The following is a 12,162-nucleotide window of genomic DNA, read 5'->3' on the forward strand; positions in this document are numbered from 1 at the left end:
TGCGGTGGGGCCGACGGGGCCCGGCTCCTCCCGAGGGGGCCGGGCCCCGTCGCGCGTACGGGGTGTTCAGCGCTTGGCGGCGGCCCGCTGGTACGCCCGGCCGGCGAGCGGCACGACCACCGCAAGCAGGACGAGCAGCACCACGAGCGCGGCGGTGACGGGGTGTTCGGAGGGGAAGGCGCCGCTGGAGGGGCCGCGCTCGTTGCCGAACAGGTCGCGGGCGGCGGAGACCACCGCACTGACCGGGTTCCACTCGACGACCACGCGCATCCAGCCGGGCAGGCCTTCCGGCGGCACGAAGGCGTTGGAGAGGAAGGCCAGCGGCATCATCACCACACCGGAGAGCGCGCTGACCGCCTCCGGGCTGCGCAGGCTCAGGCCCACCAGGGCGCCCAGCCAGGACATCGCGAAGCCCATCAGGAGCAGCAGCCCGAAGCCGGCGAGCGTCTGGAGCACGCCGTTGTGCGCACGCCAGCCCATGAAGTAGCCGACGACGGCCATCACGGCGCTGGTCCAGCCGACGAGGACGAGGTCGGCGGTGGTCCGGCCGAGAAGGACCGAGGAGCGGGAGATGGGCAGCGCGCGGAAGCGGTCCACCAGGCCGTTGTTGAGGTCCTCGACCACACCGATCGCCGTGGTGGTGAGGTTGGCGAGCATCACCTGCGCGAAGATGCCGGCCATGATGTATTCCTTGTAGCCGCCCTGGCCCGGCGCCTGCATGGCGCTGCCGAAGAGGTAGCCGAAGACGAGCACGAACGCCACCGGCATGATGGTGATGCCGAGGAGCTGCTCCGGCATCCGCCGGATGTGCCGCATCTGGCGGCCCGCGAGTGCGAACGAGTCGCTGATCACCTCGGTCATGCCGCCTGCATCTCCTTCGTGTCCGTGTCCGTGTCCGTGTGCGTGTTGCCGTCCTCGGCCTCCGCGGCGCGGCCGCCGCCCTTCTGGCCGGTGAGGGAGAGGAAGACGTCGTCGAGCGAGGAGCGGCGAACGGCGAAGTCCTGCGGCTCGATGCCCAGGCGCTCCAGGCCCGACGCGGCGGCGGCGATGGTGTTCACCCCGCCGGTCAGCGGCACCGAGACGGTGCGGGCCGCGCGGTCGACGACGGGCTCGCCCGGGGAGACGTCGGCCAGCACCCGGGTCGCGGCGGCCAGGTCGGCGACCGAGGCGACCGAGACCTCCAGGCGCTCGCCGCCGACCTTGCGCTTGAGCTCGTCGGGGGTGCCGTCGGCGATGACCACGCCCTTGTCGATGACCGCGATCCGGTCGGCGAGCTGGTCGGCCTCCTCCAGGTACTGGGTGGTCAGCAGCACGGTCACACCGCCGTCCACCTGCTCCTTGATCATCTCCCAGAGGGCGAGCCGGCTCGTGAGGTCCAGACCCGTGGTGGGCTCGTCCAGGAAGAGCACGGGTGGGCGGGCCACGAGGCTGGCGGCAAGGTCGAGGCGGCGGCGCATGCCGCCCGAGTACGTCTTGGCCATGCGGTCGGCGGCGTCCACCAGGCCGAACTTCTCCAGGAGTTCGTCGGCGCGGGCCCGCGCGCCCTTGCGGCCCAGGCGCAACAGGGTGCCTATGAGCTGGAGGTTCTCCCGGCCGGTGAGCCGCTCGTCGACGGCCGCGTACTGGCCGGTGAGACCCACGTTGGCGCGGATCAGCTTGGCCTGCGTGGCCAGGTCGTAGCCCGCCACGGTGGCGCGGCCCTCGTCCGGGTCCAGCAGGGTCGCCAGGATGCGCACGGTGGTGGTTTTGCCCGCACCGTTGGGACCGAGTACGCCCAGGATGGTGCCCGCGGGCACTTCGAGGTCGATGCCGTTCAGCGCCTGGTGGTCGCCGTAGCGCTTGCGGAGGCCCTCCGCCGAGATTGCCGTTTCCATGACGGCCACTCCTTTACGTCTGGTCGTGCGGGGGTCAGTTGACGGAGGTCAGCTGGCCGGCGAGCTTGTCGAGGACGACCCGGCCGATCTCGGCCGCCGGCTGCGGCTGGAGCAGGTGTCCGTGGTGCGCGTGCACCGGGTGGGTGGTGATGGTGCCGGCCACGTACGGCTCCCAGGCGGCGACGGAGTCCACCGTCTTGGCCGCCGGGTCGTCCGTGCCGGCCGTGGAGACGAAGAGCAGCAGCTCGCCGTCGAAGCGGCGCGGCCGGTAGGCGGCGCTGAGCACGTGGTTGTTGATGCCGACCTTCACGAAGGCCGAGATGTGGTGTTCCTCCAGGCTGCCGAGCGCGCTGTCCCGGCCCCGGATCAGCTCCATCGCCCGCTGGTGGTCCAGGGGCTGGGCGCGCAGCTCGGCGAGGTCGTATCCGACGAAGTCCAGGAGGGTCTCCAGGACGTCCCGCTCCGTGGGCAGGGTGTAGTCGTCGTCCTTCCAGGACTCGTCGTACGGGGTCTGGTCGAGGTTGGCCAGCAGGGCCACCCGCTCCCCCGCCTCGGTGAGCTGCGTGGCGATCTCGTGGGCGACGAGGCCGCCGAAGGACCAGCCGATGAGGTGGTAGGGGCCGGCGGGCTGGACCGAGCGGATCTGCTCGACGTAGTCCGCCGCCATCTCCGTGACACCGGTGGCGATCGGACCCTCACCGTTCAGACCGCGCGCCTGAAGGCCGTAGACGGGGTAATCGGCCGCGATGTGCGCCAGCAGGGTCGAATACGGCCAGCTGAGGCCGCCCGCGCCGTGGACGCAGAACAGGGGGGGCCGCTCGCCGCCCGTGCGCAGCGGCAGCAGCACCTCGAAGCCGTCGCCGTCCTGGCCCGTGCCGAGCTTGTCGATGAGCCGGGCGACGGTCGGGGTCTCGAAGATGCCGCGGTTGCTGAGCTTGACGCCGAGGACGGAGCGGATGCGGCTGACCAGCTGGATGGACGTGATGCTGTCGCCGCCCAGTTCGAAGAAGCTGTCGTCGATGCCGACCCGGTCGACCCCCAGCACCTGCGCGAACAGGCCGCAGAGGACCTCCTCCTGGGCCGAGCGCGGACCGCGGCCGCCGACCGCGGTGTCGGCGCCGGGTGCCGGGAGCTGCTTGCGGTCGAGCTTGCCGTTGACGGTGAGCGGGAGGGCGTCGAGGGAGACGAACGCGGCCGGGACCATGTAGTCGGGCAGGGCCGCGCCGATGTGGGCGCGCAGCGCGGCGGGGTCCGGGGTGGCGCCCTCGGCCGGGACCACGTAGGCCACCAGGCGCTTGATGCCCGGGCTGTCCTCGCGGACGATCACGGCGTTCTGCGCGACCGAGGGGTGCGTGGCCAGGGCCGTCTCGATCTCACCGAGCTCGATCCGGAAGCCGCGCACCTTGACCTGGTCGTCGGACCGGCCCAGGTACTCCAGTTCGCCGTCCCGCGTCCACCGCGCCACGTCACCGGTCCGGTACATCCGCGTGCCCGGCGCACCGTACGGGTCGGCAAGGAACCGCTCGGCCGTCAGGCCGGGGCGGCCCAGGTAGCCGCGTGCCAGGCCGGCGCCCGCGATGTACAGCTCGCCGGCCACGCCCGGGGCGACCGGGCGCAGGGCGGCGTCGAGCACGTAGGTGCGGGTGCCGGGGACGGGGGTGCCGATGGCCGGCACGCCGGAGCCGGCGGTGAGCGGCGTCGAGGTGGTGGCCATGACCGTGGACTCGGTCGGGCCGTAGGCGTTGACCATCCGCCGTCCCGGGGCCCAGCGGTCGACCAGCTCGGCGGACGTGGCGTCACCGCCCACGACGAGCGAACGCAAGTGCGCGTACTCGGCCGCCGGGACGCTGGCGAGCGCGGCCGGCGGGATCAGGGCGTGCGTGATCCGCTCGGCGGTCAGCACCTCGGCCAGCACCTCACCGGCCAGCGGACCCGTCGGCGGCACCACCAGCGCGGCACCCGCGGCGAAGGTCATCACCAGCTCCAGCACCGAAGCGTCGAAACTCGGCGAAGCGAACTGCAGCACCCGGCTGTCGGCATCCACCGCGAACCGCTCGACCTCCGCCGCCGCGAAGCTCGCCAGACCCGCGTGGGAGACGACGACACCCTTCGGGCGACCCGTCGAACCCGAGGTGTAGATCACGTACGCCGGGTTCTGCGGCGCCACCGCGGTCTGCGGGCGGGAGACGGGCTCCTCCCCCGGCACCGGCAGTTCGCTCAGGACGAGCACCGGGCGAGCGTCGTCGAGCATGTACGAGACGCGCTCGGCCGGGTAGTCCGGGTCGACCGGAAGGTACGCGCCGCCCGCCTTCAGCACCGCCAGCTGCGCGATCACGATGTCCACCGAACGCGGCAGCACCAGCGCCACCACCTGCTCCGGCCCCACGCCCTGACCCGACAGCCAGTGCGCCAGCCGGTTCGCCCGCGCCTCCAGCTCCGCGTACGACAGCACGACGTCGCCCGAGACGACCGCCGGAGCGTCCGGCGTCGCGTCCACCGCGGCTTCGAACAGACCGTGGAACGTGACCGGCGCCGCCGCGTCCGCGGCACCCGCCCACTCCCCCAGCACCCGGCCGCGTTCGGCCCCGGTCAGGACCTGCAGCGCCCCGACCCGGACCTCCGGATCGGCCGCGACCGCGTCCAGGACCGCCACCAGACGCCCCGCCAGCGCCTGCGCCGTCACCCGGTCGAGCAGGTCGACCGCGTACTCGACGCTGCCTTCCAGACCCGACTGGGCCTCCGCCAGCTGGAAGGTCAGGTCGAACTTCGCCGCGTCGAAGCCGATCCGCTCCGGGGCGATGCCCAGGTCCCCGAGGTCCAAGGTGGCCTCGCCGGTGTTCTGGAAGGCGAGCATCACCTGGAAGAGCGGGTGGCGGGCCATGGACCGCTCGGGGTTGAGCACCTCCACCAGCCGCTCGAAGGGCACGTCCTGGTTCGCGTACGCCGCCAGGTCCGTCTCCCGGACCCGTCCCACCAGCTCACGGAAGGTCGGCTCGCCCGACACGTCCGTGCGCAGGACCAGGGTGTTGACGAAGAAGCCGACGAGGTCGTCGAGGGCCTCGTCGCCGCGGCCCGCGATCGGGGAGCCGATCGGGATGTCGGTCCCGCCGCCCAGGCGGTGCAGCAGGGTCGCCAGGGCCGCCTGGACCACCATGAACAGGCTCGTGCCCGTGGTGCGGGCCAGCTCGTCCAGGCGGGCGCGGGTGGCCTGGGAGACCAGGAAGGGGACGGTGTCACCGCGGTAGCTCATCCGGGCCGGGCGCGGGCGGTCCGCGGGCAGGCTCAGCTCCTCGGGCAGGCCGGCCAGGGCCTCGCGCCAATAGTCGACCTGCCGGGACAGCTCGCTCACCGGGTCGTCCTCGTCACCGAGGACCTCCCGCTGCCACAGCGTGTAGTCCGCGTACTGGACCGGCAGCGGCGCCCGGGACGGAGCCGAGCCCGCCGTGCGGGCGGCGTACGCTTCGCCGAGGTCGCGGGCCAGCGGGCCCATGGACCAGCCGTCGCCCGCGATGTGGTGCACGACGACCAGCAGGACGTGCGTGGTCGCGTCCACCGTGAACAGGTGGGCGCGCACGGGCAGGTCGGCGGCCAGGTCGAAGCCCCGGGAGACCTCGGCGGCCAGCGCCTCGGCGTCGTACGGCGCCTTCGCCAGGACCGGGCGGGCTTCCTCGGGCGGCAGGATCCGCTGGTGCGGGCGGCCGTCGGTGTCGGGGAAGACCGTGCGCAGGCTCTCGTGGCGGGCCACGACGTCGCCGAGTGCGGCTTCGAGGGCTCCCGCGTCGAGGGCGCCGGTGAGGCGGACGGCGAGCGGCATGTTGTAGGTCGCGCTGGGCCCCTCGAAGCGGTCGAGGAACCACAGCCGCCGCTGGGCGGGCGACAGCGGGATCTCGGCGGGGCGCTCCCGTACGGTCAGGGCGGCGCGGCCGGTTCCCTCCTCGCCGAGGCGCTCGGCGAGCGCGGCCACCGTCGGCGCCTCGAAGAGGGTGCGGACGGCGACCTCCGCGCCGAGACGGGAGCGGATGCGGCCGGTGACGCGGATCGCGAGGAGCGAGTGGCCGCCGAGGTCGAAGAAGCTGTCGTCGATGGAGACCTGCTCCAGGCCCAGGATCTCGGCGTAGATCTCGCACAGGGCCTTCTCCGGCGCGGTGCGCGGGGTGCGGCCCCCGGGGCCGGTGCGCGGTCCGGGCGCGGGCAGGGCCTTGCGGTCGAGCTTGCCGTTGACGGTCAGCGGCAGCTTGGGCAGGGCGACGTACGCGGTGGGGACCATGTAGTCGGGCAGCCGCTCGCCGAGGGCCTTGCGGAGCTGCTCGGACTCGGGGGCGGCGCCGCCCTGGGCCGCGACGAGGTAGGCGACGAGTTCCTGGATGCCGGGGCGGTCCTCACGGACGACGACGGCGGCCTGGGCGACGCCGTGGTGGGTCTCCAGGGCGGACTCGATCTCGCCGAGCTCGATGCGGAAGCCGCGGATCTTCACCTGGTCGTCGGCTCGGCCGAGGCAGTCGATGCGGCCGTCGCGGGTCCAGCGGGCCCGGTCGCCGGTGCGGTACATGCGGGTGCCGCTCACGCCGTACGGGTCGGCCACGAAGCGCTCGGCGGTCATGCCCGGGCGGCGCAGGTAGCCGCGGGCCAGGCCGGCGCCGGCGAGGTACAGCTCGCCGGCGACGCCGGGCGGTACGGGGCGCAGGGCGGTGTCGAGGACGTAGGCGCGGTAGTTGTCGAGCGGGCGGCCGACCCGGACGCGGTCGCTGTCGGTGACGCGCTGGCCGAGGGCGTCGACGGTGGTCTCGGTGGGGCCGTACAGGTTGTACGCCACCAGGCCCGGGGTGCGGGCGAGTTCGCCGCGCAGGGCCTCGCCGAGCGCCTCGCCGCCGAGGCTGACCAGCAGCGGGCGGATGCTCTCGTCCGTGGTCAGACCCAGTTCGTGGAGCTGCTGGAAGTGGCCGGGGGTGGTGTCGAAGTGGTCGATGCCGCCGACCCGGCGGGCGTAGGCGAGCAGGGCGGCGGGGTCCTGACGGGCCTCGTCGTCCAGGATGTGCAGTTCGTGGCCGGCGAGCATCCACAGGAGCGGGTCGACGGCGGCGTCGAAGGAGAACGAGGCGGCGAGGGCGACTTTGAGGCGCCGCTCGCCGGCGGCGGCGATCACGTCGGCGTACAGCCGGCCGAAGTGGTCGTGGAAGAGGTTGACGACGCTGCGGTGCTGGACGGTGACGCCCTTGGGGCGGCCGGTGGAGCCGGAGGTGTAGATGACGTACGCGGCGTTGTCGGGGTGTCCGGCGCCCGGCGCCTCGTCGGGACCGAGGTCGTGGTCCGGCCAGGTGCGGTCGCGGTCGAGGGCGTACAGGTCGGCGACGGAGGCCAGTTCGGCGACGGGCCGGGCGTCCTCGAGGACGTACGCGATGCGCTCGGCCGGGTAGGCCGGGTCGACGGGCACGTACACGGCGCCGGCCTTCATGACGGCGAGCAGCGCCACGATGTGCTCGGCGGAGCGCGGCAGCCGTACGGCGACGGCCTGTTCGGGGCGGACGCCGTCCGCGACGAGCTGGCGGGCGAGGCGGTTGGCCCAGGCGTTGAGGGCGGCGTAGCTCAGGCGGACGTCGCGGAAGACCAGGGCGGTGGCGTCGGGCGTACGGGCGGCCTGCGCCTCGAAGAGCCGGTGCAGGGTGCCGGTGGGGTGTTCCCGGGTGGTGTCGTTCCAGGTCTCGAGGACCTGGTGGCGTTCCCCGGCGGTGAGGACGTCCACGGTGGACAGGGCCCGGTCGGGGGCGGCGACGAGGTCGGCGACCAGGCGGACCAGGCGGTCGGCGAGCGCCTGGGCGCTCTCGCGGTCGAACAGGTCGGTGGCGAACTCGATGCCGCCTTCGATGCCGTCGGGGGTGCCGTCGGCGGTGAAGCGTTCGGCGAGGACGACCGACAGGTCGAAGTTGGAGGTCTTCAGGCCCACGGGCCGCGCCGCGGTGCGGGCCCCGTCGAGGTCGAGCGCGGCCTCGGCGTTGTTCTGGAAGGACAGCATGACCTGGAACAGCGGGTGCCGGGCCAGGGAGCGTCCGGGGTTGAGGATCTCGACCAGTTGCTCGAAGGGGACGTCCTGGTGGGCGTACGCGGCGAGGTCGGACTCCCGTACCCGGGCGAGGAGTTCGCGGAAGGTGGGGTCGCCGGAGACGTCGGTGCGCAGCACCAGGGTGTTGACGAAGAAGCCGACGAGTTCGTCCAGCGCCTGGTCGGTGCGACCGGCGACCGGGGTGCCCAGGGGGATGTCCTCGCCGGCGCCGAGGCGGTGCAGCAGGGCGGCCAGCGCGGCCTGGGCGGCCATGAAGACGCTGGCGCCGGAGTCGCGGGCGAGGCCGGCGAGCGCCAGGTGGGTGGCGGCGTCGATGGTGAGGTCCACGGTGTCGCCGCGGTAGCTCGTCTCGGCGGGGCGGGGGCGGTCGGCGGGCAGCGCCAGCTCCTCGGGGAGGTCCGCGAGGGTGGTGCGCCAGAAGTCGATCTGGCGGGCGAGTTCGCTGCCGGCGGTGTGCTCGTCGCCGAGGACCTCCTCGCGCCACAGCGTGTAGTCGGCGTACTGGACGGGCAGCGGCTCCCGGTCGGGGGCCTGCCGGGCGCGGCGGGCGCGGTACGCCTCGCCGAGGTCGCGGGCCAGCGGCGCCATGGACCAGCCGTCGGCGGCGATGTGGTGGACGACGAGCAGCAGGACGTACTCGGTCCCCCCGAGCGCGAAGAGCCGGGCGCGCAGCGGGAGGTCCCGGGTGAGGTCGAACTCCTTGCCGGAGGCGGCGGCCAGGGCCCGGTCCAGCTCGTCGTCGGCGACGCCGATGACCGGCAGGGCGGGGACGGCGTCGGCGGGGTCGAGCACGTACTGGCGGGGGCGGCCGTCGGTGTCGGGGAAGACGGTGCGCAGCGCCTCGTGGCGGGCCACGACGTCGGCGAGCGCGGCGCGCAGGGCGGGGACGCTCAGCTCGCCGGAGATCCGCACGGCCATGGGCAGGTTGTAATTGCCTCCGGCGTCCTCGAAGCGGCCGAGGAACCACAGCCGCCGCTGGGCGGGCGAAAGCGGCACCGCCTCGGGGCGCGGCCTGGCGGTCAGGGCCTGGCGGGCACGGCCGGCGGCGGCGATCCGCGCGTCCAGTGCGACGACGGTGGGAGCCTCGAAGAGGGTGCGGACGGAGATCTCCGCGCCGAGGTCGGCCCGGATGCGGCTGACCAGGCGGGTGGCGAGCAGGGAGTGCCCGCCGAGGTCGAAGAAGCTGTCGTCGACGGAGACCTGCTCCAGGCCCAGCACCGCGGCGAACAGGTCGCACAGCCGGATCTCGCGGACGGTGCGCGGGGCGCGGCCGGCGGCCGCCGCACCGTCGGGGGCGGGCAGGGCGCGGCGGTCGAGCTTGCGGTTCGGGGTGAGCGGAAGCTCGGGCAGGGCGACGTAGGCGGAGGGCACCATGTAGTCGGGCAGGGTGCCGTCGAGGTGGGCCCGCAGTTCGTCGGCGGCGGGCACCGTACGGCCGTCGGCGGGGACCAGGTAGGCGGCGATGGTCTTGATGCCGGGGCGGTCCTCGCGGGCGATGACGGCGGCCTGCGCGATCTCGGGGTGGGTGGTGAGCGCGGCCTCGATCTCGCCGAGTTCGATGCGGAAGCCGCGGATCTTGACCTGGTGGTCGGAGCGGCCGAGGTAGTCGAGTTCGCCGTCGGCGGTCCAGCGGACCACGTCGCCGGTGCGGTACATGCGGGTGCCGGACGGGCCGTAGGGGTCGGCCACGAATCGCTCGGCGGTCAGGCCGGGGCGGCCCAGGTAGCCGCGGGCCAGGCCCGCGCCCGCGAGGTAGAGCTCGCCGGGGACGCCGGGCTGGACCGGGCGCAGCGCGCTGTCGAGCACGTAGGTGCGGGTGCCCCGGATGGGGCGGCCGATGGTGGGGCGGGCCGGCCAGTCGTCGGTGTCGGCGGGGAGCGTGGCGGCGGTGACCACGTGGGTCTCGGTGGGCCCGTAGTGGTTGTGCAGGACACGGCCGGTGCCGTGGTGGAAGTCGCGGATCCGCTTGCTCAGGACGAGGGCCTCGCCGGCCTGGGCGAGGTGGCGCAGCTCCGGGAGGTCCAGGCCCTGGCCGACGGCTTCCTCGCAGAGGGCGTCGATGACCAGGTTGGGCGCGTACACCTCGTTGATGCGCTGCGCGGCGAGCCAGTGGACGAAGGCGGCCGGGTCGCGGCGGGTGTCCTCGTCGGGGATGACCAGGGTGCGGCCCGAGAGGGTGGTGGAGAGGATCTCCTGGGCGGAGACGTCGAAGCTGATGGCGGTGAACTGGGCGGTGCGCACGCCCGGTCCGCCGGGGAGCTCCTCCTCGTGCCAGCCGATCAGGTTGGCGAGCGGCGCGCCGGGCATCGCGACGCCCTTGGGACGGCCGGTGGAGCCGGAGGTGTAGATGACGTACGCGGGGGTGAGCGGGGTCAGCGGCGCGGTGCGCTCGGCGTCGATGATCTCGCCGTCGGCCGAGGCCGCGAGTTCGGCGGCCGTGGCCTCGTCGTCCAGGAGCAGGAGCGGGGTGGCGGCGCCGTCGCCCGCCGCGGCCGCGATGCCCGGCCGGGTGGCCCGGTCGGTGACGACGAGGGCGGGCCGGGCATCGCCGAGCATGTGCACGATGCGGTCGGCCGGGTATCCGGCGTCGACGGGCAGGTAGGCGGCGCCGGACTTCAGTACGGCCCACAGGGCGACGACGAGGTCGACCGAGCGGGGCAGGGCCAGGGCGACGGTCCGCTCGGGGCCGGCGCCGCGGGCGATGAGCAGGCGGGCCAGGCGGTTGGCGCGGGCGTCGAGCTCGCGGTAGGTCAGCGCGGTGTCGGCGTACTCGACGGCGACGGCGTCGGGGTGGCGGTCGGCGGTCTGCCGGAAGAGTGCGGGCAGCGGGAGCAGCGGGCCCTCGTGGGCGGTGTCGTTCCAGGTGCCGAGGACGCGGTCGCGCTCGTCGCCGGTGAGCAGGTCGAGCCGGCCGACGGGGGTGTCCTCGGCGCCGGGCAGGGCGGCGAGCAGGCGCAGCACACGGGCGCCGACGGCCTCGGCGGCGGCGGTGTCGAGGAGGTCGGCGCGGTGGCTGAGTTCCAGGGCGAGGGTCTCGTCGGCGTTCACCAGCAGGCTCAACGGATAGTGGGTGCCCTCGTGGCTGCGGCCGTCGACCACGCCGAGGCCGCCGGCGGAGCGGCGCAGGCCCTCGGTGTCGACCGGGTAGTTCTCGAACACCAGGAGGGTGTCGAAGAGTTCGCCGTCGGCCGGGGTGAGGCGCTGGATGTCGCCCAGGCCCAGGAACTGGTGGTCCATCAGTGCCGCCTGCTGGTCCTGGAGGCGCTCCAGGAGGGCGCCGACCGGCTCGGCCGGGTCCAGGGCGACCCGGACCGGCAGGGTGTTGATGAACAGGCCGATCATGGACTCGACGCCGGGCAGCTGCGGGGGACGGCCGGAGACGGTGCCGCCGAACACGACGTCGTCGCGGCCGGTCAGCCGCCCCAGGACGACCGCCCAGGCGGCCTGCACGACGGTGTTGACGGTGATGCCGCGCCCGCGCGCCCAGCGGATCAGCTCCGCGGTCGCCGCGGCGGGCAGCTCCACGCGGGTCAGCGTGGGGGCGAGCGGTTCGCGGCCCGCGTCGGGGGCGGCGAGCAGGGTCGGCTCCTCCACGCCGTCCAGAGCACGGCGCCAGGCCTCCTCGGCGGCGGTGCGGTCCTGGGCGGCCACCCAGGCGAGGTAGTCGCGGTACGGAGTCACGGCGGGCAGCGCCCGCTCGTCTGAGCCGGACCGCACGAGCCCGTACAGCTCGAAGAGCTCCCCGATGAGCAGGGCCCGGGACCAGCCGTCGAGCAGGATGTGGTGGGCGGTGACGAGGAACTGGAAGCGGCCCCCGCCCAGCTCCACGAGGGTGAAGCGGATCAGCGGCGGGCGCGCCAGGTCGAAGCGGCGCGCGCGGTCGGCGGCGGCGATCTCCCCGGCCGCCGCGGCCCGCTCGTCGGCTGGTCGCCCGGTCAGGTCGGTGACGGTGAAGTCGAGGGCCACCTCGAAGGGGATGAGCTGGACCGGCTCGCCGTTCTTGCGGTGGCGGAACGAGGCCCGCAGCCCCGAGTGCCGGCGCAGCAGGGCGGCACAGGCCGAGCGCAGGTGCCCGACGTCGACCCCGCCCTCGATGTCGAGGACGAACTGCATGGTGTAGACGTCGGGGCCCTGCTCGTCGTACTGCGCGTGGAACAGCAGGCCCTGCTGGAGCGGGGAGAGCGGGAGGATGCCCTCCAGGCGCGGCTTCTGCTTGGTCATGTCGCTTCT

3 protein-coding genes are annotated in these 12,162 nt (G+C 74.1%); all 3 read right to left on the minus strand.

The features are described 5' to 3' along the window. Nucleotides 1-66: 66 nt before the first annotated feature. From OG429_RS40580 to OG429_RS40590, 3 genes are read right to left on the minus strand one after another with little or no spacing between them, the layout of a single operon-like run. A complete protein-coding gene (locus OG429_RS40580) occupies nucleotides 67-861 on the minus strand; it encodes an ABC transporter permease (protein ID WP_328930647.1) in 795 nt (264 codons plus the stop codon). Then, nucleotides 858-1,874: an ATP-binding cassette domain-containing protein gene (locus OG429_RS40585; RefSeq protein WP_328930648.1), complete on the minus strand. Its 1,017-nt coding sequence runs from the start codon at nucleotides 1,872-1,874 to the stop codon at nucleotides 858-860. The genes OG429_RS40580 and OG429_RS40585 overlap by 4 nt, the downstream gene beginning before the upstream one ends. A gap of 34 nt (nucleotides 1,875-1,908) precedes the next feature. Then, nucleotides 1,909-12,153 carry a non-ribosomal peptide synthetase gene (locus OG429_RS40590; protein WP_328930649.1) on the minus strand — a complete coding sequence of 3,415 codons (10,245 nt, stop codon included), beginning with the start codon at nucleotides 12,151-12,153 and terminating at the stop codon, nucleotides 1,909-1,911. Nucleotides 12,154-12,162 lie beyond the last annotated feature (9 nt).

The sequence above is a fragment of the Streptomyces sp. NBC_00190 genome (genome assembly GCF_036203305.1).
GTDB lineage: Bacteria > Actinomycetota > Actinomycetes > Streptomycetales > Streptomycetaceae > Streptomyces.